The organism is Nonomuraea sp. N2-4H (assembly GCF_045291505.1).
GTDB classification, from domain to species: Bacteria; Actinomycetota; Actinomycetes; order Streptosporangiales; family Streptosporangiaceae; genus Nonomuraea; species Nonomuraea fastidiosa.
The window spans coordinates 6,166,802-6,189,454 of record NZ_CP147987.1; the positions used below are offsets into that span (position 1 = coordinate 6,166,802).

The window sequence follows — 22,653 nt, forward strand, 5'->3', positions numbered from 1 at the left end:
TATCTATGGGCACCGCGTTGATCGTCGTCGATGTGCAGAACGACTTCTGCGAAGGCGGCAGCCTGGCCGTGGCCGGCGGGTCGGAGGTGGCCGCGGCGATCTCCCGCCACGTGGCCGAGAACCCCTACGACCACGTTGTGGCCACCCGCGACCACCACATCGACCCCGGCGACCACTTCGCCGAGACCCCCGACTACGCCGCGAGCTGGCCCGCCCACTGCGTGGCCGGCACGCCGGGCGCCGAGTTCCATCCCGCGTTCGACGCCTCCCGGGTGGAGGAGGTCTTCAGCAAGGGGGCCTATGAGGCCGCCTACAGCGGCTTCGAGGGTCTCTCCGAGGACGGCGTGCCGCTGGTGCGGTGGCTGACCGACCGCGGCGTGACGGAGGTGGACGTGGTGGGCATCGCCACCGACCACTGCGTCCGCGCCACCGCGCTCGACGCGGCCGAGCACGGCCTTACCGTGCGGGTACTGCTGGACCTGACGGCCGGCGTGGCGCCCGAGACGACCGAGGCGGCGCTGGCGGAGATGAAGCAGGCCGGCGTCACCCTCGAGGGCACCCCCGTCGTGCGCTGAGCCCCGGCCCCGGCACCGGCACCGGGCCGCTCAGGCGCGCGGCCGTACACGTTCACCCAACGTATACGGTTTGCAACGCTGCGGTCATGTGATATCGAGGAGAACGGACCACGCTCCGAAGCAGGAGTACCACGGAGAGTGATCACTCTTCCTAGCGGTGGGAGGTTCTCCATGCTGCCTGTGTCACTCGGCGTGGCCTGGCTCGTTCTCGGGCCGCTCGCCCTGTGGTTACTGCTCAGGGGCACCTGGGCCGACCGCACGGCGGCCGTCGTGACGCTGGCTCTGCTTGAGGCCGGCACCATCGCGATGAGCGCGCTGCGCCCGCCGCCCGCCCCGGCGCACGCGGGCACGGCGCCCGCGACCGGCGCCGTCGCCGCCCGGCCGCCCGCCACTCCGCCCTGCCGGGCGCACGAGCCCGTTCCCGCCTCCGCCGAGGTGGGCCGGCATCTGGTGCTGACCTGGCCGGCGGTCTCCGGCGAGTGCGGCAGTGCCGAGGTGGTCCTGCTCCCCCGCGGCAAGCAGCTCATGATCTGGGTGTACGCGCCCCCGCGCGCCTGCCGCCACCCGTCGCGCCACGCCTACACGCGGCCGGTGCACGTGCGCGGCGGCACGGCGTCGCTGGCGGTGCCGCTGCACTTCAAGCCCGGCGTGACCCCGGTCGACGGCCACAGCGGCCGCCCGATCCCCGCCACATGAGCCGGGGGCGTCACGGGCCGGCGGCACGCGGCCGGGGCCGAGTGAGCCGGCGCCCTGCCGGTCAGGCGTGGGTGACGGCCAGCCGCATCGCGTCGTCGAACCGGGCGAACACCTCGAACGCGTGCCGCAGCCCGGTGATCGACAACACCCGCGCCATGACCCCCTGCACCCCGCCGAGCAGCAGCCGGGTGCCCTGTGCCTCGCAGCGCTGCATGAGGTGGACGAGCTCGTTCATGCCCATGGAGTCGCAGAACGAGACCTCGCCGAGGTCGAGGATGAGAAAGGGCTTGGGAGGCAGCTCCCAGATGCGCTGGATGTGCTCCTGAAAGATCGGCAACGCGTTGACGTCGAGTTCGCCTTCGAGCTTGATGATGATCGCGTTTCGAGAGAGGCCAGAGGTGACGGTGAGCGTCGGCTTTCCGGTGGCCTCAGACGACATGGGCAAAGTCCTTCTGCGTATCCCAAGACAGCCAAGAGTGTTGTTGCCGGTTCCGTCGAGCTTCTAACAGATGGCCAGCGCTCTGTGACCAAATGCGCATAGTCACGTAACGTGACGGCCAGCCTCATATCCCTTGACCTGGGATAACCAGGGACCTCCCGCCCGTCCAGGGCGAAGAGCCCGACCCGGGCGCAGGGCTTGTCCCGGGTACAGAGCCCGTCCCGGGCGGGGAGCCAAGCGCCGCCGGCCGGGACGGTCAGCGGCGCTGGGTGGCCCAGCGGCGGATCATGGCGATGCGCTCCTGGATCTGCTCCAGCGTCGCCTGCGCGATCGGCGGCCCGCCGCAGGCCCGCCGCAGCTCGTTGTGGATCACGCCGTGGGGCTGGCCCGTGCGGTGGTTCCACGCGCCGACGAGGCCGTTGAGCTCGCGGCGCAGCTCGGCGATCTGCTCGTGCGGAGCCAGCTCCTGCTTGGGCTGGGCCGCCTGCTGCCTGCGCCGCGCCGCCTGCTGCTCGGACTGCCGCTTGCGCAGCAGCGTGGCCACCTGGTCGGGCTCGAGCAGGCCGGGCAGGCCGAGGAAGTCCTCCTCTTCGGCGGAGCCCACAGCGCCGCCGGTGCCGAACTCGCCGCCGTCGAACAGCACGCGGTCGAACGTCGCGGTCGCCTCCATCGTCTCGAACGGCAGCTCGTCGCCCAGGACGTCGGGGTTGTCCTTCTGGCGGTTGGCCTGTTCGAGCAGCGTGTCGTCGAGGCCGTCCTCGGGCGGCCGCTTGTTGAGCACGTGGTCGCGCTCGGCCTCCATCTCGTTGGCCAGGCCCAGGAGGGTCGGCACCGAGGGGAGGAAGACGGACGCGGTCTCGCCGCGCTTGCGTGCGCGCACGAAGCGGCCCACGGCCTGGGCGAAGAAGAGCGGCGTGGAGGTGGAGGTGGCGTAGACGCCCACGCACAGGCGGGGGATGTCGACGCCCTCCGACACCATGCGCACGGCCACCAGCCAGCGGTCCTGCGAGGCCGAGAACTGCTTGATCTTCTTCGACGCGCCGGGGTCGTCGGAGAGCACCACCGTGGCGGTCTCGCCGGTGATGTTGCGCAGGTGGCGGGCGTACGCGCGGGCGGTCTCGTGGTCGGTGGCGATGACCAGGCCGCCCGCGTCGGGCACGCCCCTGCGCACCTCCGTGAGCCGGCGGTCGGCCGCGTGCATGACCTGGCGGATCCAGTCGCCCTTGGGGTCGAGCGCGGCCCGCCACGCCTGGGAGAGCTGATCCTTGGTGAGCGGGGTGCCGAGCGAGGCGGCGATCTCGTCGCCCGCACGGGTGCGCCACTTCATCTCGCCGGAGTACGCCAGGAAGATCACCGGACGGACGACCCCGTCGGCGAGCGCGGGACCGTAGCCGTAGGAGTAGTCGGAGACGCTGCGCTTGACCCCCTCGGCGTCCTCCTCGTAGGTGACGAACGGGATCGGGTTGTCGTCGGACCTGAACGGCGTGCCGGTGAGCTGCAGCCGCCTGGTGGCGGGCTCGAACGCCTCGCGGACGCCGTCGCCCCACGACTTGGCGTCGCCCGCGTGGTGGATCTCGTCGAAGATGACGAGCGTCTTGCGGGCCTCGGTGCGAGCCCTGTGGAGCGCCGGATGCATGGCGACCTGCGCGTAGGTCACCGCCACCCCGATGTAGTCGCGCGAGGTGGTGCCCTGGCTGTTTTTGAACTCGGGATCGACGGCGATGCCCACCCGCCCTGCGGCGTCGGCCCACTGGCGCTTGAGGTGCTCGGTGGGCGTCACGATCGTGACCGCCTTGACCACGCCCCTCGCGAGCAGCTCGCTGGCGATGCGCAGAGCGTAGGTCGTCTTACCCGCGCCCGGCGTCGCCACGGTGAGGAAGTCACGCGGCTCGCGGCTGAAGTAGAGGTCGAACGCCTGCTGCTGCCAGGCGCGCAGCTTGGGAGCGGTGCCCCAGGCGGCCCGATCTGGATAGGAAGGCGATAGGTGGGACGCGGCGAAGGTGCTCACCGCATCACCTCTGGGGTTGGTGTGCTTCGCTCTCTCACAGTGATCCAAGGGTAATCGGGGCCACCGACAAGACGTGCCGTGAGACGAGGATTCTGGCCAAGGTTCTCCTCACGTGCTATGCGGCTTATCGGAGGCTCGTCATGACCGCCTCAAGCGCCTGCCTGCGGACCTGGTCCTCGGGTTGCAGCAGCCCGACGAGCAGCACCGGCTGGTCTTCACGAGTGACGAGCATCACGCGCAGGAACGCCGGGCGGTTGACCACATCGCGGTACTCAGCGCGCAGCGCCCGCGTGTAGCCGTCCCGGGTGCCGCGGTCGTCCACCACCGTCACGCGGTCGCCCTTGAGCAGCAGCCTGGAGTAGAGCTGGGCGGCCTGCGCCGCGGTCTTCTTCGCGTCCTCGATCGGCCCCGGCACCGGGCGGGCCATCACCACCGCGCCGTCGCCGTCGCGGGCGACCGAGGTGAAGCCCGTCACCGGCGGCACCGGGCTCGTACGCCAGCCTTCGGGCAACGGCGCCGCCACCCCGGCCAGCGAGTCGCTCAGGCGGTCCGCCTCCGGCTGCGGGGCGACGAACCGCAGGGCGGCGCTCGTGGCCGCCGCTACGAGCGCCGTACCGGCCGCCAGCGCCGCCAGCACGGCCGCGACCTTCTTGGCCGTCCCCGCGCCGCTCTGGGCGCGCGTGGCGTGCTGCTTGGGCGCCGTGGGCGAGCGGTAGAGCCGGGCCGAGGGAGGCAGGTCGTCGTCGGCGGCGCCGCTCTGGCGGACGGCGCCGCGGATGCGCGGGTTCCAGGACGGCTCGTCGTCGTCCGCGTCGTCGTCCAGGTCGTCCTCGCCCCAGAACTCCTTGTCCGGCTCCAGATCGAGCGGATGCCGCCGCCTCCGCCCCGCGTCCTCGTCACGCGCCCAGGCGGGGTCGTGTCCCCAGCCGTCGTCGCCGTCCCTCCCGGAGCCCTGGGCCTCGGTACGCGCCCAGCCCGAGCCGTCGGAGCCGCCCCAGCCGGGGTCGCCGGACCGCTGCCGGTCCGGCCCGTCGTCGTGCGGCCGCCTGCGGCGGCTCCCCTCCCCGCTGAGGGGGCCTGCGGGCCCGGCGGGTTCCGCGCCCCAGGCGGGCTCGGCGGCGCGGTCCTGCGCCCGCCTGCGTCCCCAGGCGGGCGGCGGCTGCCGGCTGGGGTCCGAGGCGGTCCCGCGGCTCTCCGCCCAGTGCTGCTCGGCCCGGCGGCGGTCGTCCTGGTACGGCGGCCGGATGGTCCTGGGGCGCGGGGACGGTACGGCGGTCAGCGGGTCGCCGCCCGCCGACGCGGGACCGGCGGAGGTCGCAGCACGGCCCTCCGGCGCGAGACCGGCGGGGGGCGCGGCACCACCCCCCGGCACGGAACCGGCAGAGGTCGCAGCACGGCCCTCCGGCGCGAGACCGGCGGGGGGCGCGGCACCACCCCCCGGCACGGAACCGGCAGAGGTCGCAGCACGGCCCTCCGGCGCGAGACCGGCGGGGGGCGCGGCACCACCCCCCGGCGCCGGACCGGAAGGCGCGGCACCATCCCCCGGCGGCCGGGTTCGACCGGCCGGAGGCTCGGCGTCCTCGGACGGAACCGCGGTCAGGCCGGGCGGGGACTGCGCGCCCCGGGGCGGTGGCTGGTCGGCCCGGGGCGGTGGCTGGTCGGCCCGGGGCGGTGGCTGGCCGTACGGTCGCCGGACGGACAGTGGCTGGTCGGACCGGGGCCGGTCGGACGGAAGCCGGTCGGGTTGTGTCCGATCGGGCGGTGGCTGATCGGGCGGTGGCTGATCGAGCTGGGGCCGGTCGGGGGAAGGCGACGGCGAAGGAGCCGAAGGACGGCGGTGCCTGGGCCCCGGCAGCGGGGGCCAGACCCGGTGATCACCCTCCATGTCACCTCCCTGCCCGCTGTCCTATCACTCCTTGCGATCGCCGGCAGGCGAACTGTGACGGCTGTGACGGGAGGGACGGAAATTTCAGCGGGTGCGCCCGGCGAGCAGGGTCCCGCTGAACGCGATGGCGGCCATGAGGCCGGAGATGACGAGGAATCCGGTGGCGATCTGGGACGGGGCATGGCCGATCACGTTCACCAGCGCGCCGCCGATCCCGACCGACAGCGCCGAGCCGAACTGGTCGGACACCGACAGCGCGGCCGAGTTCGCGCCCTGCTCGTTCAGCGGCGACTGCTTGAGCGCGGTGACGTTGACGGTGGTGATGCCGTAGCCCATGCCGAGGCCGGCGATGATCCACGCGGGCACGGCGACCCACCCCGTGACGCCCGGCAGCACCGACAGCAGGCTGACGAGGATGCCGGCGGTGACGCAGCCCGCGCCCAGCCTGATCCGCTTGTGCGCCTCGGTGGAGTGCCTGGCCTGCAGGTACGCCCCCGCCGACCAGCCCAGCGCGCCGGTGGTCAGCGCGATGCCCGCCGAGGTGGTGTCGAACTCCTTCACCTCCTGCAAGGCGAGCGGGATGAAGCTGTTGACGCCGAAGAAGGAGGCGGAGAAGAAGCCGCGCATGAGGACGGTCGTGGGCAGCCCGCGCCGCAGCAGCAGCGCGCCCGGCGGCAGCAGCCGGTACAGGCCGAAGACGACCAGCGCGAGCCCGGCCGCGCTCTCCAAGGCGGCGGGCATGGCGTCGCGGTGCAGCCCGTCCACGCCGTACAGCAGCAGCCCGGCGCCGCCCGCGGTCGCGGTGGCGGCGAGCGTCATCGCCACGGGCCTGGAGCGCGGGCCCGTGGCAGGCTCGGCCTCGTGCTCGGAGCCCATGCGCAGCGCCGGTACGAGCATCACCAGCGCGGGCACGACCAGCGGGACGATGCCGTAGAAGACGTAACGCCATCCCCACGTGTCGCCGACGAACCCGGCCACGGACGGCCCCACCATGGCGGGCACCACCCAGGCGGCGGAGATCGCGGCGAACGCCTTGGGCCGGATGTCCATGGGGTAGACGCGGGCGATCATCACGTACAGGGCGACGATGGCGGCGCCGCCGCCGAGCCCCTGCACGACCCGCGCGAGAAGGAACATCCCGGCGTTGGACGCGGCCCCGGCCAGCGCCATGCCGGCGGCGAACAGCACCACGCCGGCCAGGAACGGCGCCGGGTAGCCGCGCCGGTCCGACCAGAGCCCGGCCACGACGTTCATGAACAGGCTGGCGATCAGGAAGGCGGAGAAGCTGATGCCGTACAGGTCGAGGGCGTTCAGCTCGTCGGCGATGGACGGCATGACCACCCCGACCGACATGCCCTCGAAGGCGATCAGCGTGACCACCAGCAGGATCCCTAAGGTGGCCGCCCGGTATGCGGGGTTGAAGATGCCTGGCGGCTTCATGGGAGTGTCGAGTGCTTTTGGTGCTGTCACCCGCACATCGTAGTTCACCCGGTTCAGACCTCCGACCTGCCCCTCGCCGGGGCACGGAACGCCGCCCACATCTCGTGCATGCGTCGGGCCTGACCTGCGGTGAACTCCCACATGCAGCGGTCGTGCGAGTAGTCCATGAAGTTGTGCGCAGGGTCCTTGCCCGGCCGGTCGGCGCAGGTGTCCTTGTCCTGCGGGCACGCCTCGGTGGGCCGGGCCTCGGCCGGGGTGTCGTCGATGCCGTCGCCGGGCTCGCGGCAGCCGTTTTCGAACGTGTGGAACAGGCCCAGCCAATGGCCGATCTCGTGGACACCGGTGAAGCCCTGGTTGTAGTTGGTCATCGTGCCGCCGGGCAGGCTGCGCCAGTCGATCACGACGCCGTCGAGCGCGGGCGCGCCCTCGTACCAGTACGGGTAGCTGGCGAAGCCCAGCATCAGCTCGCTGAGCTGGGCGATGTAGAGGTTGAGCGTGCCGGGCCCGCCCTCGTGCAGGGCCCTCTTCATGACCTTCTCGTTGCCGACGGGGTCGGTGAACCAGGCTTCGCTGTGCCGGACCGCGATACCGTCGAGGCGGAAGCGCACGCCGGTGTCGACGCCGCCGAACTTGCCGGCGTACGCGGAATTGAGCACGTCGATCTGGGCTTTGACCGCCTCGTCGGAGACCGGGCGGCCGGCGGCGCCGGCGATCACGTGGACCCGGGTGGGCACGGTGATCCGCGTCGGCGGGGTGACCCCGGCCAGGCGGCGGCCGAGCTCGGCGATGACCTTGGCGACGTCTTCGGGCTTGGGCGATCGCGGGCCGGGAGCGCGGGCAGGAGCGGCCGTCTCCGGCCGCCCGTCGTCGCACCGCTCCTCCGGCTCGGCCTTCGACCTGGACGCCGATCCGTGCGGGAGCGCCGCGCCCGGCCGCAGCGGCGGGACGAGCCCGGCCGCGAACAGGCATGCCAACGAGACGGCGGTCGCGCGCCGGACCATGCAATCCCCCACGGTTGCGAGACGATCTGGCTACAGACCGTAACGCTCCGTACGGGGATTACCGCTCTGCAACACTCACTGCTTGTCGTCGCCCTCGCCACCGCCGGGCGGCAGGCTCTCGTAGATCTCCTTGCACTCCGGGCAGACCGGGTACTTCTTGGGGTCACGGCTGGGCACCCAGACCTTGCCGCACAGGGCGCGGATGGGCGTGCCGGTCACCATGCTCTCGGTGATCTTGTGCTTGTCCGCGTAGTGGGCGAACCGCTCGTGATCGCCGTCGCCGTGCGACGTCCGCGGAGTGGTCTCCTGCTCTGGGAGGATCTTCGTGCTCACCCCATCGAGTTTATGCCCGTCCAGGACCCCGCAGAGCGCGACGGCCCCCGCCCCGGAAGGACGGAGGCCGTGCGTACGCGCGCCGAGGCCCAGCGTGCGCAATGACCCCCGCCCCGGAAGGACGGAGGCCGTGCGTACGCGCGCCGGGGCTCAGCCCATGTGGACCGGTGCGCCCTCGGTCTTCCTGCCGGCCTTGACGAACATCGTCAGGGCGGCGGTGATCACCGCGATGCAGGTGCTCACGACGAAGGCGAGGTGCATGCCGTCCATGAAGGAGTTGTGCACGGCGTTGACGATCGGCTCGGGCAGCCCGGGAGGCGCCGCGCCGAACGCGGCGGCCTTCTCCAGCGCGGCCATCTGCTCCGGCGGGATCTGCTGGGCGATCGGGCCGAGGTAGCCGGGCATCTTGCTGGAGATCTCCGACGCCATCACCGCGCCCAGGATGGCGGTGCCGAGCGCGCCGCCGACCTGCATGGCCGACTGCTGCACGCCGCCCGCGACGCCGCTCAGCTCGACCGGCGCGTTGCCCACGATGATCTCGGTGGCGCCGACGAAGACCGGCGAGAGGCCGAAGGCCAGCAGCACGAACGGGATGGCGCTCTCGATGAACGTGGCGTCGATGCCGAGCCGCGACATGAGGAACATCGCGAACGCGGTGATCAGCAGGCCGCCGGCCATGGTGAGCTTCGGGCCGAACCTGCTCAGCATCATGCCGGCCAGCGGCGAGGCGAAGATCATGCCCGCGCTCATCGGCAGCATGCGCAGGCCCGCCTCCAGCGGCGCCAGGCCGTGCACGCCCTGGAAGAAGAAGCCCAGGAAGAACATCGCGCCGAACATGGCGAAGGCGACCATCATCATCAGGAAGGTGCCGATGGAGATGGACGGGTTGGCGAACAGCGACAGCGGCACCAGCGGCTGCTTCGCGCGGCTCTGCCAGAAGATGAACAGGCCGATGAGCACCACGAACACGGCGAGGAACGTCAGGGTCGTGCTGTCGCCCCAGCCCCAGTCGGGGGCCTTGATGATCATCCAGACCAGCGAGAACATCGCGCCCGACAGCAGCACCACGCCCAGCCAGTCGATCCTGGCGAGGGTCTGCGCGCGGTTCTCCTTGATCAGGATGATGCCCATGATCAGCGCGATGACGCCGACGGGGGCGTTGATGAAGAAGACCGACTCCCAGCTGACGCTGTCGACGAGCAGGCCGCCCACGATCGGCCCGGCGGCGCTGGACAGACCGATGATGGCGCCCCACGCGCCCATCGCCTGGTTCAGCTTGGGGCCGGGGAACGCGCCGCGCAGCAGCGCCAGCGCGGCGGGCTGCAACAGCGCGCCGAACAGACCCTGGGCCACCCGCAGGCCGATCAGCGCGCCGATGGGGGTGACACCGGGAATGATGTCGGCGAGCTCGGCGCTGAAGCCGATGCCCACCGACGACAAGGCGAAGCCCGCCACACCGATGAGAAAGACCCGCTTGTGCCCGAAGAGGTCACCGAGCTTGCCGGCGGTGATGAGGAAGACCGCGAGCGCTAGCAGGTAGCCGCTGGTCACCCACTGCAGGTCGGACAGCGACGCCTTCAGGTCGGCCTGGATGACCGGATTCGCGATGCCGACGACCGTGCCGTCGAGCATCACCATGATGACGCCCAGGCTGACCGCCAGCAGAACAAGCCACGGGTTGCCCCCGGTCCCCGTCTCGGCCGGGCCGGGCGATGACGGTGCGTCGACCGCCTTCGCGTGAGCCATAAATCCCCCTATTTCCCACGTGTCGCCCAAGATCAGGGCACATGTATGTCAAGCCTCAGGTAATCTAATGACACAGTATGACACTTCACAACTGACTTTTTTATGGCGGGCTATGACTTATGGCACACTGTGACAGTTCGATGTCGAGGGAGTGACGACAGTGGGTCTGCGGGAACGCAAGAAGGAGAAGACGCGCGCCGCCATCCTCGACGCCGCGCTCGACCTCTTCCTCGAACAAGGGTACGAGTCGACCACCGTCGAGCAGATCGCGGGGGCGGTCGAGATCTCCCCTCGCACCTTCTTCCGCTACTTCACCAGCAAGGACCACCTGGTGCTGTGGTTCCACGACCACGGTGAAGCGATCATGCTCGACGCCCTGGCCGAACGCCCGCACGACGAGCCGCCGTTCGCCTCGCTGATGAGCGGGCTGCGCGCCGTGCTCGCCGACCTGGAGGAGTCAACGCCGGAGGACGTGGAGAGGTTCCTCAAGCTCCGCAGACTTTTCGAGCGTTACCCGCACCTGGTCGGGCTTTCGGCGGCCAGAAGCGCGGAGACCCAGCGCCGCCTGGCCGCGGAGATCGCCGCCCGCCGCGGCACCGACCCGGACGAGGACCAGTTCGCCCACCTGATCGTGGCGTTCGCGCTGTCCGCCATGCGCGTCGGCATGGAGTGCCCGCGCAACACCACGTCGATGGCGGAGATCAAGGAGCGCATGGCGCAGACGCTGGAGATGACCGAGCGCTGCCTGCGCCCCGGGTGGGACCAGCAGCCCTGACTCGCGGCGGCGCCGCACGAGCCGCCGACCGCGTCCCCGGGCGCGCCCTCCCGGCAGCGCGCCCGCACCCGCCGCGAGCCGAGGCCGCACAGGGCCCGCCGCGGGCGGAGGCCGTACAAGGCCCGCCGCGAGCGGAGGCCGTACAAGGCCCGCCGCGAGCGCGCGCCCCCGAAGGCCGCAGGCGAGCGCTTGCGGGAAAACTCGCGGGGAGAACGGTCAGTTCATGGTCGGGTCGTCGGGGCAGGTCGCCACGAACGCCAGCTCCCCGCGCTGGCGGCGCAGCACCTGCCGCCACAGGGACGCGGGGTCGGCGTGGAAGGTGTCGCCGACCTCGGAGTCGACGACGTACCAGGCGCCTTCGGCTATCTCGCTTTCGAGCTGGCCCGCCGACCACCCCGCATACCCGGCGAAGATGCGCATCTGCGCGATCTCGCCCTGAAGGATCTCGGGGGGCGCGTCGAGGTCGACCGTGCCCAGCCTGGCCACCGAGTCGGTGCCGGCGTGCAGCCGCCGCCAGCCCAGGGGCTCCTCGCCGCTCGGGACCGCGGCCAATGCGAGCGCGCTGTCGGTTTGCACGGGCCCGCCCTCGAACAGCACCGGCGGCCCGGTGACGAGAGGATCCCAGACCGGGAGCACCTGCGTCACCGAGATGTCGCTCGGCCTGTTGAGCACGACGCCCAACGTTCCGCCGTCGTGGTCGTGTTCCAGGATCAGCACGACACTACGCCGGAAGTTGGGGTCGTCGAGAAGCGGCGTCGCCACCAACAACCCGCCGACGTAGATCGCTTCCGCCATACATCCATCATGAAGGCTCACCGGGGGTGCGCGCTCCCCCGATCCCCCCATGTTACTTTTCGTGCACGCTTGGGAACTTTAGGTAGCGAAGATCACGTTCGGGGGGAGCCATGCGCATCGGTACTCGTCTCGTCCTGGCCTGCCTGCCGCTGGCGGCTCTCGTGCTCCTTCCCCTGCTGCTGCCGTCGCCCGCCCACGCCTGGCCGGGGTCGGACACCGGTGACCCGTTCACGATGACGGTGGACGACGTGGCCTGCCGTACGGGCCGGGCGACCGTACGGCTGCACAACCAGACCCGTCAGATGGTCAGGTTCGACCTGAAGGCCGACGGCGAGAGCGTGGCCAGCGGGTCGATCCCGGCCCGCAAGTCGATCGTCCGGCACGTGAAGGTGCGCAGGGGCAGCAGCGCCGAGATCGAGGCGTTCTCGGTGAGCGACAGCACGCCGGAGACGCTGATCGACTCGACCCGGGTGGAGAACGACTGCCCGTGGGGCCACCACCGCCGGCAGCTTCCGTTCACCGGCCCGCCCACCGACCTGCTGGGCAAGCTCGCCACCGCGGGCGGCATGGTCGTGATGGGCGGGATCCTCTGGTGGTACGGCTCGATCTGGCCACGCTCATCGTGACACGGGTTCACGCGCCTTCCAGGCCGAACCCGCTGTCACGGACGCCTTGTCACACGGTTTCCGCCACGAACGCGCCCGCCCTGGCGGCGGCGAGCGCGCGGTCCACGGAGGCCAGCGCGGCCTCCCGCGTGACCGGCTCGCGCGTGACGACCAGCCGGTAGTACAGCGGCGCGGAGACGGCTTTGATCAGCTCTTTCCCATCGGTGCCCGGGGGCAGCTCGCCCCTGGCGACGGCGAGGTCCACGACGGCCGCCCACTCGTCGATGCGGCGCCGGTAGAAGGTGCGCAGCGCGCGGGCCGCCTCCTCGTCGCCGGTGGCGGCGGCGATGACGGCCTGGAACGTGGCGCCGAGCCGGGGGTCGTTGATCGCCTCCAGCACCATCAGCGCGTTCGCGCGCAGGTCGCCCTCGATGCCGCCGGTGTCGGAGTGCGGCGCGGACTGGTTCGCGAGCTCGTTCATCAGATCGGTCACCAGGCCCGCGGGGGTGCCCCAGCGCCGGTAGACGGTCGTCTTGCCGACGCCCGCCCTGGCCGCGATCTGATCCATGCTCAGCGCGTGGAAGCCATGCTCGACCAGCGCGTCCTGCGTGGCCTCGAGCACGGCGGCGCGCACCCGCGCGGTGCGGCCGCCCGGCCGCACGGTTCCCGCCGAACGGGAAGGTCGGTCCATCGAGTCTCCTCGCCGTCTGCCGACAGCTTATCGAAACTGGCGTTCCATTAGGTTCGCGTTCGGCATTGCCGAACGAAAGTGCGCTAGTGTCCCTCACGTGGGAGAGACGATTCAGTCCGTCGAACGAGCCGCCGCGATCCTGCGGCTGCTCGCCTCCGGCCCGCGCCAGCTCGGGGTCGCCGAGCTGGCCAGGGCGCTCGGCCTGCCGAAGGGGACGCTACACGGCATCCTGCGGACACTCGTGCGGGTGGGCTTCGTCGAGCAGGACCAGGAGACGGGCAAGTACCGCCTGGGCGCCACCCTGCTCCACCTCGGCAGCAGCTACCTCGACGTCAACGAGCTTCGCGCCCGCTCCATCAACTGGGCCGACGCGCTGGCCGGCCGCAGCAGGGAGAGCGCCTGGATCGGCACCCTGCACGAGGGCCACGTGCTGGTCATCCACCACGTCTTCCGCCCCGACAACAGCATGCAGACGCTGCAGGTGGGCACGTATCTGCCGACGCACGCGAGCGCCCTGGGCAAGGTGCTGCTCGCCTACGACCCCTACGACGAGCCGCCAGGCCCCCTTGAGCCGTACACCAAGAACACGCTGGTCGATCCGGCCGCGCTGGAGCGGGAGCTCGATCTGGTGAGATCGCGCGGCTGGGCGGCGGAGATGGAGGAGCTGACGGAGGGCGAGGTGGCCATCGCCGCGCCGATCAAGGACCCGCGCGGCCTGGTGGTGGGCGCGATCGGCATCCGCGGCGCCGTCGAGCGGCTCGCGCCCGGCGGCGAGCTGCACATGGAGTACGTCTCCTACGTACGGGACGCCGCCCGGGCGATCACTCGTGACCTGGCCAGATGACACTTGAACACCTACCACCCACCACATAGCATTCGTTCGGCATTGTCGAACCCGGAGCACTAGCGAGGAACCCAGTGCCTCGACCGCACTACATCGCAGCCATCGACCAGGGCACCACGTCCAGCCGGTGCATCGTCTTCGACGAAGGCGGCCACATCATCTCCGTCGCCCAGCGCGAGCACCGGCAGATCTTCCCCAGGCCGGGCTGGGTCGAGCACGACGCCGGCGAGATCTGGCAATGCGTACGCGGCGTGCTGGCCGAGGCGGTGAGCGGGGCCGGCATCGACAACGGCCAGATCGCCGCGCTGGGCATCACCAACCAGCGCGAGACCACGGTGCTGTGGGAGCGCGACACCGGCCGTCCCGTCTGCCCGGCGGTGGTCTGGCAGGACACCCGCACCGACGCGCTGACCAGGTCGCTGGCCGACCGGGAGCCGCTGTTCAGGGAGCGGGCCGGGCTGCCGCTGCACACCTACTTCTCCGGGCCCAAGATCCGCTGGCTGCTCGACGAGCACGACCTGCGCGAGCGGGCCGAGCGCGGCGAGGTGCTGTTCGGCACGATGGACAGCTGGCTGCTGTGGAACCTCACCGGCCGCCACATCACCGACGTGACCAACGCCAGCCGCACGATGCTGATGAACATCCACACGCTGGAGTGGGACGACGAGCTGCTGGCCGCGCTCGGGGTGCCGCGCGCCATGCTGCCGGAGATCCGGCCGTCGGCCGAGGTCTACGGGCGCACGCAGGACGGCGTCCCGGTGGCGTCGGCGCTCGGCGACCAGCAGGCGGCGCTGTTCGGCCAGACCTGCTTCTCCCCGGCGAGGTGAAGAGCACGTACGGGTCGGGCAGCTTCCTGCTGATGAACACCGGGCACGAGCCGGTGGTCTCCAAGCACGGCCTGCTGACCACCGTGGGCTACCAGATCGGCGCGGGACCGGCCACGTACGCGCTGGAGGGCGCCATCGCGGTCACCGGCTCGCTGGTGCAGTGGCTGCGCGACAACCTCGGCCTGATCTCCAGCGCGGCCGAGATCGAGACGCTGGCGCGGACCGTCGACGACAACGGCGGCTGCTACTTCGTCCCCGCCTTCTCGGGGCTGTTCGCTCCGCACTGGCGCTCCGACGCGCGGGGCGTGATCGCGGGGCTGACCGGGTTCGTGACCAAGGGACACATCGCGCGGGCCGTGCTGGAGGCGACCGCGTGGCAGACCCGCGAGGTCGTCGACGCCATGAACGCCGACTCCGGCCTCGACCTGACGACGCTGCGCGCCGACGGCGGCATGACGGCCGACAACCTGCTCATGCAGACGCTCGCCGACGTGCTTGCCGTGCCGGTGATCAGGCCGATGGTGTCGGAGACGACCGCGCTCGGCGCCGCGTACGCCGCGGGCCTCGCCACCGGCTACTGGCCCGATCTCGACAGCCTGCGCGCCAACTGGCACAAGGCCGCCGAGTGGCGGCCGGCCATCGACGAGCAGGTCCGCGAGCGCGAATACCGCAACTGGAAGAAGGCCGTGGCCAGGACCCTCGACTGGGTCGAGCAGGAGGAGTGTGCATGACGACCACGATCGGCACCGACCGGGCACAGGTCCGCGAGGAGCTCTCCACCACCACTTTCGACCTGCTGGTGATCGGCGGCGGCATCCTCGGCACCTCGGTCACCTGGATGGCCGCCCAGGCAGGGCTGCGGGTGGCGATGGTGGACGCGGGCGACTTCGCCGGCGCCACCTCCAGCGCCTCATCCAAGCTCGTCCACGGCGGCCTGCGCTACCTGCAGACGGGCAACGTCAAGCTGGTGGCGGAGAACCACCGCGAGCGCCGGGCGCTGGCCGCCGACATCGCCCCCCACCTGGTCAAGCCGCTGACGTTCCTGGTGCCCATCTACAAGGGCGGGCCGCACGGCGCGGCCAAGCTGGGCGCGGGCGTGTTCCTGTACTCGGCGCTGTCGGTGTTCGGCGACGGCATGGGCAAGGTGATCACGCCGAACCAGGCCGTGGCCAAGGTGCCGGCGCTGCGCACCGAGGGGCTGCGCGGCGCGGCCGTCTACGGCGACCACCAGATGAACGACTCCCGCGTAGCCGTCATGACCGTGCGGGCCGCCGTGGACGCGGGCGCCACCGTGCTCAACCACGCCGAGGTCGTCGACCTGCGCAAGACGAACGGCACCGTGTGCGGCGCCGAGCTGCGCGACCGGCTCGACGGCACCGAGTTCGGCGTCTCGGCCAGGCTCGTGCTCAACGCCACCGGGCCGTGGGTGGACCACCTGCGGCGCATGGAGGACCCGGACGCCGCGCCGAGCATCCGCCTGTCCAAGGGCGCGCACCTGGTGCTGCGCCGTCACGAGCCGTGGAAGGCGGCGCTGACCACGCCGATCGACAAGTACCGGGTGTCGTTCGCCATCCCGTGGGAGGACCACCTGCTGCTCGGCACCACCGACGAGGAGTACGTGGGCGACCCGGCCGACGTCCGCCCGACCGAGGCCGACATCGCGCAGATCCTCGACGAGGCCGGGCACTCCGTACGCGACACCCAGCTCAGGCGCGAGGACATCACCTACGCCTTCGCCGGCCTGCGGGTGCTGCCCGGCGGGCCCGAGGATGTGACGGCGGCCAAGCGGGAGACCGTGCTGACCATGGGCTCAGGCGGCATGCTGTCGGTGGCGGGCGGCAAGTGGACGACGTACCGGCACATCGGCAAGCACGTGTTCGACATCCTCGCCCACCTGCCGGACCGGCCGCTCGGCGACGACCTGGTCACCCCGCTGCCCGCGGTGCCGCTGCCGGGCCTGGCCAGCCCCGACGCGGTGGCCATGCGGCTGTGGACCGACCGCGAGCGCGATGCCCGCATGGACCCGCTGGTCGCCAGGCACCTCGCCACCCACTACGGGTCGATCGCGTTCGACCTGGCCAGGATGATCCGCGAGGACCCGTCGCTCGGCGAGCGCATCCACCCCGACGGGCCCGACATCTGGGCGCAGGCGGTCTACGCCCGCGACCACGAGTGGGCGGCCACGGTGGACGACATCGTCCGCCGCCGCACCACGCTCACCGTACGCGGCCTGGACACGCCCGAGGTCCGGGCGAAGATCGCCGAACTGCTGGCCTGAAGTCACCGGCTCGCCTGGCGGCGTACGGACATCAGCACGCCCACCGCCGCCAGGCAGGCCACGATCGACGAGCCGCCGTACGAGACGAACGGCAGCGGCACGCCCACGATCGGGGTCAGCCCCACCACCATGCCGACGTTGATGAACGTCTGCGCGGCCAGCCAGCACACGATGCCGGCGGCGGCCAGCCTGCCGTACGGGGTGGCGGCCGCCGCCGCGATCGCCAGCGCCCTGTGCAGCACCAGCCAGAGCAGCACGAGCAGCAGCGCCGCGCCGGCGAAGCCCAGCTCCTCCCCCGCGACCGTGAAGATGAAGTCGGTGTGCTGCTCGGGGACGAACCTGCCGCCGGTCTGGTCGCCGTGGAACAGCCCGCGCCCGAACAGCCCGCCGGAGCCGACCGTCACCAGCGCCTGCGCCGCGTTGTAGCCGGCGCCCTGCGGGTCGGCCATCGGGTCGGCGAACGTGAGCAGCCGCTGCACCTGGTGCGGGCGGAGCAGCCCGAGGAACCAGGCCGCGACCGCCGCGCCGGCCCCGCCCCGGCCAGCAGCGCCAGCCACCGCCAGCGCACACCGGCCACCACGAGCATGCCGCCGGTGGTCACCACCATGATCATCGCGGTGCCGAGGTCGGGCTGGAGCATGATGAGGCCGAGCGGCAGCCCGGCCGCCGCCAGCGCGAGCGGCACCCGCCTGCGCGAGCGCTCGGCGAGCAGCACGGCCAGCATGAGCACCAGCGTGACCTTGGCCGGCTCCGACGGCTGCAGCTCAAGCCCGCCGATGCTCAGCCACGACTGCGCGCCGTTGGCGGTCCTGCCCAGCGGGGTCAGCACGGCGGCCAGGCCGAGCACGCTCACCAGGTAGGCGGGCAGCGCCCAGGCGCGCAGCGCGCCACGGCCGGGCAGCGCGACCACCGCCATGACGGCCAGGCCGACCAGCACGTTCACGGACTGCCTGACGAGGTACGTCTGCGGGTCGTCACCGGCCGCGGCCATCCTCGGCCGGGTCGCCGACCAGACCAGCAGCACGCCGGCCAGCGAGAGCGCCAGGGCGGGCAGCAGCAGCGGCCAGTCCACGGCCTTGAGCAGCCGCAGCAGCCCGCGGCGGCGCGAGCCCGGCAGCGCGCCGTCCGCGCGCAGGCGGCGCAGGACCTGGGGATCCTGGGTGGCGGTCATCGGCGGCTCCGCTCGGGCAGCGCGGCCTTGCGGCCCTCCAGGCCGTACATGCCGGACCAGATCTCCCTGACGGCGGGCGCCGCGGCCTCGCCGCCCGCGCCGCCCTTGGAGACCACGGCCACCACCACGTACTTCGGCTTCTTCGCGGGGGCGAAGGAGGCGAACCAGGACGTGTCGGTGGCCCCGTACGCCTCGGCCGTGCCGGTCTTGCCGGCCACCGCCAGCCTGCCGAACGGGAACCCGTCGAACGCCTGCGCCGCCGTGCCTGACCTCGGCACCTCGGCCAGGGCGTCGCGCAGGTAGCGCAGGGTCTTGGCGGGCACCGGCAGGCGTCCCGCGACGGGCGGGGTGATCTTCCGTACTAGGGCGCCGTCGGGGCCGCGCACCTCCTTGCCGACGCGCGGGCTGAACAGCGTGCCGCCGTTGGCCAGCGCCGCGTACGCGCGGGCCAGCTGCAGCGGCGTGACCAGCACGTCGCCCTGGCCGATGGAGAAGTTCGCGGCGTCTCCGGCGCTCCAGGCGTAGCCGCCCGCGCAGTTCTCGGCGGCCACCGCCTTCAGGTAGGCGGCCCTGCGGGGGTCCTTCTTGGCGACCTCCGGGTAGCCCTTGCGTGCCGCCTCGCACGTCTCGTCCCTGGTCGCCTCCCAGAACGCCTTCTTCCACGCCCGGTCGGGCACCCGTCCCGCGGCCTCGCCGGGCAGGTCCACGCCGGTCTTCGCGCCGAAGCCGAACGCCCGCGCCATGCGCTGCATGGCCTCGTCGTCGCCCTTGCCCCAGAGCTGCTCGGCGAAGCGGTAGTAGATCGTGTCGCACGACACGACGAGCGCGCGGTGCAGGTTCATGGTGCCGAGGTCCGCGCCGCCCGCGTTGCGGAACGCACGGTCACCCACCTGGTACGAGCCGGGGCAGTCGTAGCGGCCGTCGAGCGGGTAGCCGGAGGCCGCGGCGGCGGCCGTGGAGACGATCTTCCAGGTGGACGCGGGCGGCCACTGACCTTGAACGGCCCGCGACAGCAGCCGGTCGTCCCTGGTCAGCTTCCGGTAGTCGGCCTGGTCGATGCCGCCCGTCCACACGCGGGGGTCATAGCCGGGGGCGGAGGCCATCGCGACGATCCTGCCGGTGCGCGCCTCCATCACCACGGCCGCGCCCGAGTCAGCGCCGCGCGCGCCGCGTACCGCCTTGCTCAGCGCGCGCTCCACGACCCGCTGCACGTCCGCGTCGATGCTGGTGACCAGCGTCGAGCCGGGCACCGGCGGCTGCTCGCGCACCGTGCGCAGCACCTGGCCCGCGCTGTCCACCACCACCTCCCTGCTGCCGGGGCGGCCCTTCAGGTCGGCCTCGTAGGCGGCCTCCAGGCCGTCGGCGCCCTTGCCCTCGCCGGGCGACAGGTAGCCGAGCACGTGCGCGGCCAGCTCGCCGCGCGGGTGGTCGCGTACGGGGGCGGGCGCCGCGCTCACGCCGGGGAAGCGCTCGGGACGCTCGACGATCTGCATCGCCTTGCGCTCGGCCACCCCCTCGGCGACCGGGATCGGCTGGTACGGCGAGCCCGCCCAGCACGGCTTGCCCACCTTCGGCCCGCACAGCCGGAGCCGCCTGGCCAGCTCCTTGTAGGGCCGGTCGAGCAGCTCGGCCAGCGCCCGCAGCGTGGCGCGGCCGCCGTCGGGCTGGCGGCGCAGCGCCACGCGGTCCACCGAGACCGTCATCTCGGCGCGGTTGCGGGCCAGCGGGCGGCCCCGGTCATCGAGGATGCGCCCGCGCACGGGCGGGATGGCGATGCGGCGTACGTGGTCGGCGACGGCGGCTCGGGTGTAGCGCTCGCCGTCCACGATCTGCACCTGCCACAGCCGTCCGAGCAAGGTGATGAAGAGCACCGCCACCAGCAGGTGCACCAGTGGCAGCCGGAAGCGTGAGTGTCGCATCGGGAAGTCTCCGTGAAGCCCGGCGGCGCCGGATCAGCAGGCGCCACATCAGCGGGCCGGCGATCAGGTTGCACGGGAACGCGGCGAGCGCCGCTCCGGCGTCCGGCAGGGCGATGGCCGCCGTGGCGTCCGCCACGTGGCCGGGCTCCGGCGCGGGCGCGCCCGGCCAGACACCCAGGAGCAGCGCGGCGAGCACCGGGAGCAGGCCGCCGGCCGCGCTCGCGGCGAACACCCCGGCGGTGCCCGGCAGCCTGCGGGCGAGCCATCCCGCGGCGTATCCGGCCAGGCAGAACAGCAGCGCGCTGCGCCCGGCGGGCGGCAGCGCGGGCGGCACCAGGTCGGCGACCAGCCCGGCCGCGAAGCCGGTCACCGCTCCGGAGACCGGCCCCGTCAGCACGCCGGCCGCCACCGCCACGGCCAGCGACAGATCGGGCGCGGGGAACGGCAGCCGCCCGAGCAGGGTCACGTCGAGCAGCGGGGCCAGCGCCACCGCCGCGGCGAGCCTAATCCGCATCCTTGATCACGCCCACCACGTCGAGGGTGCTGAAGGTGACGGCCGGGCGCACCAGTGCGGTGCGGGTGAGCTGGTCGCGGGCGGGGTCCACGCGCTCGACGGTGCCCACGGGCACGCCTGGCGGGTATGGCCTGCCCCCGCTCGACCCCAGCGTCTCCACCCGCCGGCCCGGCCGAAGCTCGGTGTCGGCGTCGAGCAGCCGCAGCGCGAGCAGCCCGTCGCGGCGGCCCTCGACCGTGCCGATCACGCCGGAACCGGCCACCCTGACTCCGACGGCGGCCGACGGCGCGGTGATCGACAGTACGGTGGCGACGTCGGGACCGGCCTCGACGACCCGTCCCGCCAGGCCGTCCGCGGTGACGACGGCCATGTCGGCGGCCACTCCCTGCCGGGTGCCCGCGTCGATGGTGACGCTGTCGCCGCGTACCGCGACCACCCGGGCGTCGACCAGCGACACGCTCGGATGCGCCGCCTCGATGCGGTGGCGCTGGGCGTCGCGGGCGCGGGCCGCCCGCTCGGCCCACAGCTCGGCGGCCAGCCGGTTGGCGCGCCGCTCGGCCTCCTCGGCGCGGCGGACCGCGTCACCGCCGCCCGCGAGCGAGCCGAGCGGCCTGGTGGCCTCGCCGAGCAACTCCTCGGCCGGCCCCACCACGGCGGCGGACGCGGCACGCATCACCGACGCGTGCCCGCGCAGGTCCAGCGTGACCAGCACGGCACCGGCGACCAGCAGGATCGCCAGTACCCGGTGACGCCGCAACGGACGCCCACGCATCGCTCACCACCTCTCGAAAGCAGAACGTGCCGGAACGACTTCGGGGAGGGCGCTTACGCCACCCTCCCTGGCGGGCCATCGGGGGAACCGGATCGGCCGGGCACACCCGTTCTCGAAAAGGGCCCGCCTGAGGCAGGCCGGTCGGGTGTACGGCCCTACCGTCTGGGTTCGGGGATCAGCACGCCGTGGAGCCGGTCGAACTCCTCCACGCACCGTCCCGACCCCAGCGCCACCGAGTGCAGCGGGTTGTCCACGGTCCTGATCGGCATGCCGGTCGCCTGGCTCATCCGCTTGTCCAGGCCGCGCAGCAGCGCGCCGCCGCCGGTCAGCACGATGCCGGTCCTGACCAGGTCGCCGGCCAGCTCGGGCGGGCACTGGTCGAGCGCCGTCTGGACGGCGTCGATGATCATGTGCACCGGCTCCTCGATGGCCTCACGGACTTCCCCCGCCGAGATCGTGACCGTCCTCGGCAGCCCGCTGACCAGGTCGCGGCCTCTGATGTCGGCCTTCGGCTCCTCCTCCTGCGGCCAGGCGAAGCCCAGCTCGATCTTGATCTGCTCGGCGGTGCGCTCGCCCAGCAGCAGCGAGTGCTCCTTCTTGACGTACGAGATGATCGCCTCGTCCAGCTCGTCACCGCCGACCCGCAGCGAACGGGCGGTCACGATGCCGCCCAGCGAGATCACCGCCACCTCGGTCGTGCCGCCGCCGATGTCGACCACCATGCTGCCGACCGCCTCGTGCACCGGCAGCCCGGCTCCGATGGCGGCCGCCATGGGCTCCTCGATGATGTACACCTTGCGGGCGCCCGCCTGGTAGCCCGCCTCCTTGACCGCGCGCTGCTCCACCCCGGTCGTCCCGCTCGGCACGGCCACCACCAGGCGCGGCTGGGTGAAGTGGCGGCGGCGGTGCACCTTCTGGATGAAGTAGCGCAGCATGCGCTCCGCCACCTCCAGGTCGGTGATGACGCCGTCGGCGAGCGGGCGGATGGCCACGATGTGACCGGGCGTCCTGCCGATCATCTGTTTGGCCTCGGCGCCGACCGCGACGATCTTCTCGGTCCTGGTGTTGAGCGCCACGACCGAGGGCTCATCGAGGACGATGCCCTTGTTGCGGACGTAGACGAGCGTGTTGGCCGTGCCGAGGTCTACTGCCATGTCACGGCCGAGGAAATCCAGCACAGACATGTCCCCCCAGGAAATGGACTGGACCCGCGGTGACAGAGGAACAGCACTCAGGGCGGTGTGACACTTCGCCCGCATCTGAAAAACTTATAACTCCATAAGCAAGTTTTCGCAACATGTGAGTAGAGCTTTTCTGTAGCGGGAGTTGTACCCAAGGT

General features: G+C 72.1%; 20 protein-coding genes and 1 pseudogene. 7 read left to right on the plus strand and 14 right to left on the minus strand.

Features of this window, described 5'->3' with window-relative positions:
- Positions 1-5: 5 nt before the first annotated feature.
- Complete coding sequence (locus tag WBK31_RS28240; RefSeq protein WP_364061119.1) at positions 6-575, plus strand: nicotinamidase; 570 nt, start codon at positions 6-8, stop codon at positions 573-575.
- Positions 576-746: 171 nt separating this feature from the next.
- The gene (locus tag WBK31_RS28245) at positions 747-1,271 is read left to right on the plus strand and encodes a hypothetical protein (protein WP_378786807.1); all 525 of its coding nucleotides are present in this window, start codon (positions 747-749) and stop codon (positions 1,269-1,271) included.
- Positions 1,272-1,332: 61 nt separating this feature from the next.
- Here WBK31_RS28245 and WBK31_RS28250 read toward each other — a convergent pair whose 3' ends face one another.
- From WBK31_RS28250 to WBK31_RS28280, 7 genes are all read right to left on the minus strand, one after another.
- Positions 1,333-1,710, minus strand: coding sequence for an STAS domain-containing protein (locus WBK31_RS28250; protein ID WP_364061113.1), 378 nt, complete (start codon positions 1,708-1,710; stop codon positions 1,333-1,335).
- A 256-nt stretch (positions 1,711-1,966) separates the two neighbouring features.
- Positions 1,967-3,718, minus strand: a complete 1,752-nt coding sequence (locus WBK31_RS28255) for a DEAD/DEAH box helicase (RefSeq protein ID WP_364061110.1) — start codon at positions 3,716-3,718, stop codon at positions 1,967-1,969.
- 124 nt (positions 3,719-3,842) lie between these two features.
- Positions 3,843-5,090, minus strand: a complete 1,248-nt coding sequence (locus WBK31_RS28260) for a hypothetical protein (RefSeq protein ID WP_364061107.1) — start codon at positions 5,088-5,090, stop codon at positions 3,843-3,845.
- Between the two features lie 597 nt (positions 5,091-5,687).
- On the minus strand, positions 5,688-7,073 hold the full coding sequence (locus WBK31_RS28265; RefSeq protein WP_406673435.1) for an MFS transporter: 1,386 nt from the start codon (positions 7,071-7,073) through the stop codon (positions 5,688-5,690).
- 23 nt (positions 7,074-7,096) lie between these two features.
- On the minus strand, positions 7,097-8,044 hold the full coding sequence (locus tag WBK31_RS28270; protein WP_364061101.1) for a zinc metalloprotease: 948 nt from the start codon (positions 8,042-8,044) through the stop codon (positions 7,097-7,099).
- Between the two features lie 75 nt (positions 8,045-8,119).
- Positions 8,120-8,377: a DUF3039 domain-containing protein gene (locus WBK31_RS28275; protein ID WP_364061098.1), complete on the minus strand. Its 258-nt coding sequence runs from the start codon at positions 8,375-8,377 to the stop codon at positions 8,120-8,122.
- A 150-nt stretch (positions 8,378-8,527) separates the two neighbouring features.
- Positions 8,528-10,123, minus strand: coding sequence for an MFS transporter (locus tag WBK31_RS28280; RefSeq protein WP_364061095.1), 1,596 nt, complete (start codon positions 10,121-10,123; stop codon positions 8,528-8,530).
- Positions 10,124-10,283: 160 nt separating this feature from the next.
- Between WBK31_RS28280 and WBK31_RS28285 the strand changes: the two genes are divergently transcribed.
- On the plus strand, positions 10,284-10,898 hold the full coding sequence (locus WBK31_RS28285) for a TetR family transcriptional regulator (protein WP_364061092.1): 615 nt from the start codon (positions 10,284-10,286) through the stop codon (positions 10,896-10,898).
- A gap of 216 nt (positions 10,899-11,114) precedes the next feature.
- On the opposite strand, the gene WBK31_RS28290 is transcribed toward WBK31_RS28285, so the two are convergent.
- Complete coding sequence (locus WBK31_RS28290; protein ID WP_364061089.1) at positions 11,115-11,693, minus strand: YqgE/AlgH family protein; 579 nt, start codon at positions 11,691-11,693, stop codon at positions 11,115-11,117.
- Between the two features lie 110 nt (positions 11,694-11,803).
- Between WBK31_RS28290 and WBK31_RS28295 the strand changes: the two genes are divergently transcribed.
- The gene (locus WBK31_RS28295) at positions 11,804-12,319 is read left to right on the plus strand and encodes a hypothetical protein (RefSeq protein WP_364061086.1); all 516 of its coding nucleotides are present in this window, start codon (positions 11,804-11,806) and stop codon (positions 12,317-12,319) included.
- 49 nt (positions 12,320-12,368) lie between these two features.
- Here WBK31_RS28295 and WBK31_RS28300 read toward each other — a convergent pair whose 3' ends face one another.
- On the minus strand, positions 12,369-12,989 hold the full coding sequence (locus WBK31_RS28300; RefSeq protein ID WP_364061083.1) for a TetR/AcrR family transcriptional regulator: 621 nt from the start codon (positions 12,987-12,989) through the stop codon (positions 12,369-12,371).
- A gap of 97 nt (positions 12,990-13,086) precedes the next feature.
- Between WBK31_RS28300 and WBK31_RS28305 the strand changes: the two genes are divergently transcribed.
- The 3 genes and pseudogenes from WBK31_RS28305 (at position 13,087) to WBK31_RS28315 (ending at position 16,938) form a co-directional block, all read left to right on the plus strand.
- Positions 13,087-13,833, plus strand: coding sequence for an IclR family transcriptional regulator (locus tag WBK31_RS28305; RefSeq protein WP_406673436.1), 747 nt, complete (start codon positions 13,087-13,089; stop codon positions 13,831-13,833).
- 74 nt (positions 13,834-13,907) lie between these two features.
- A pseudogene (gene glpK / locus WBK31_RS28310) lies at positions 13,908-15,391 on the plus strand (glycerol kinase GlpK).
- Positions 15,388-16,938: a glycerol-3-phosphate dehydrogenase/oxidase gene (locus tag WBK31_RS28315; protein ID WP_364061074.1), complete on the plus strand. Its 1,551-nt coding sequence runs from the start codon at positions 15,388-15,390 to the stop codon at positions 16,936-16,938. Before glpK ends, WBK31_RS28315 begins: the two are co-directional and overlap by 4 nt.
- A 2-nt stretch (positions 16,939-16,940) precedes the next feature.
- On the opposite strand, the gene WBK31_RS28320 is transcribed toward WBK31_RS28315, so the two are convergent.
- The 5 genes from WBK31_RS28320 to WBK31_RS28340 all read right to left on the minus strand — a co-directional run bounded on the left by WBK31_RS28320 (position 16,941) and on the right by WBK31_RS28340 (position 22,498).
- Positions 16,941-17,417: an FtsW/RodA/SpoVE family cell cycle protein gene (locus WBK31_RS28320; protein WP_378786799.1), complete on the minus strand. Its 477-nt coding sequence runs from the start codon at positions 17,415-17,417 to the stop codon at positions 16,941-16,943.
- Complete coding sequence (locus tag WBK31_RS28325) at positions 17,339-18,109, minus strand: FtsW/RodA/SpoVE family cell cycle protein (protein ID WP_406673437.1); 771 nt, start codon at positions 18,107-18,109, stop codon at positions 17,339-17,341. Before WBK31_RS28325 ends, WBK31_RS28320 begins: the two co-directional genes overlap by 79 nt.
- On the minus strand, positions 18,106-20,028 hold the full coding sequence (mrdA, locus tag WBK31_RS28330) for a penicillin-binding protein 2 (protein ID WP_406673438.1): 1,923 nt from the start codon (positions 20,026-20,028) through the stop codon (positions 18,106-18,108). The genes WBK31_RS28325 and mrdA overlap by 4 nt, the downstream gene beginning before the upstream one ends.
- Positions 20,029-20,531: 503 nt before the next feature.
- Entirely contained in the window at positions 20,532-21,314 is a 783-nt protein-coding gene (gene mreC / locus WBK31_RS28335) for a rod shape-determining protein MreC (RefSeq protein ID WP_364061065.1), read from the minus strand.
- Between the two features lie 155 nt (positions 21,315-21,469).
- Positions 21,470-22,498, minus strand: a complete 1,029-nt coding sequence (locus WBK31_RS28340; protein WP_364061062.1) for a rod shape-determining protein — start codon at positions 22,496-22,498, stop codon at positions 21,470-21,472.
- Between the last annotated feature and the right edge of the window lie 155 nt (positions 22,499-22,653).

Bases quoted from the DNA above. Each gene is read 5' to 3' on its own strand.
- WBK31_RS28240 (WP_364061119.1), top strand. From the start codon at position 6: ATGGGCACCGCGTTGATCGTCGTCGATGTGCAGAACGACTTCTGCGAA.
- WBK31_RS28245 (WP_378786807.1), top strand. From the start codon at position 747: ATGCTGCCTGTGTCACTCGGCGTGGCCTGGCTCGTTCTCGGGCCGCTC.
- WBK31_RS28250 (WP_364061113.1), bottom strand. From the start codon at position 1,710: ATGTCGTCTGAGGCCACCGGAAAGCCGACGCTCACCGTCACCTCTGGC.
- WBK31_RS28270 (WP_364061101.1), bottom strand. From the start codon at position 8,044: ATGGTCCGGCGCGCGACCGCCGTCTCGTTGGCATGCCTGTTCGCGGCC.
- WBK31_RS28280 (WP_364061095.1), bottom strand. From the start codon at position 10,123: ATGGCTCACGCGAAGGCGGTCGACGCACCGTCATCGCCCGGCCCGGCC.
- WBK31_RS28290 (WP_364061089.1), bottom strand. From the start codon at position 11,693: ATGGCGGAAGCGATCTACGTCGGCGGGTTGTTGGTGGCGACGCCGCTT.
- WBK31_RS28295 (WP_364061086.1), top strand. From the start codon at position 11,804: ATGCGCATCGGTACTCGTCTCGTCCTGGCCTGCCTGCCGCTGGCGGCT.
- WBK31_RS28300 (WP_364061083.1), bottom strand. From the start codon at position 12,989: ATGGACCGACCTTCCCGTTCGGCGGGAACCGTGCGGCCGGGCGGCCGC.
- WBK31_RS28315 (WP_364061074.1), top strand. From the start codon at position 15,388: ATGACGACCACGATCGGCACCGACCGGGCACAGGTCCGCGAGGAGCTC.
- WBK31_RS28325 (WP_406673437.1), bottom strand. From the start codon at position 18,109: ATGACCGCCACCCAGGATCCCCAGGTCCTGCGCCGCCTGCGCGCGGAC.
- mrdA (WP_406673438.1), bottom strand. From the start codon at position 20,028: ATGCGACACTCACGCTTCCGGCTGCCACTGGTGCACCTGCTGGTGGCG.
- mreC (WP_364061065.1), bottom strand. From the start codon at position 21,314: ATGCGTGGGCGTCCGTTGCGGCGTCACCGGGTACTGGCGATCCTGCTG.
- WBK31_RS28340 (WP_364061062.1), bottom strand. From the start codon at position 22,498: ATGTCTGTGCTGGATTTCCTCGGCCGTGACATGGCAGTAGACCTCGGC.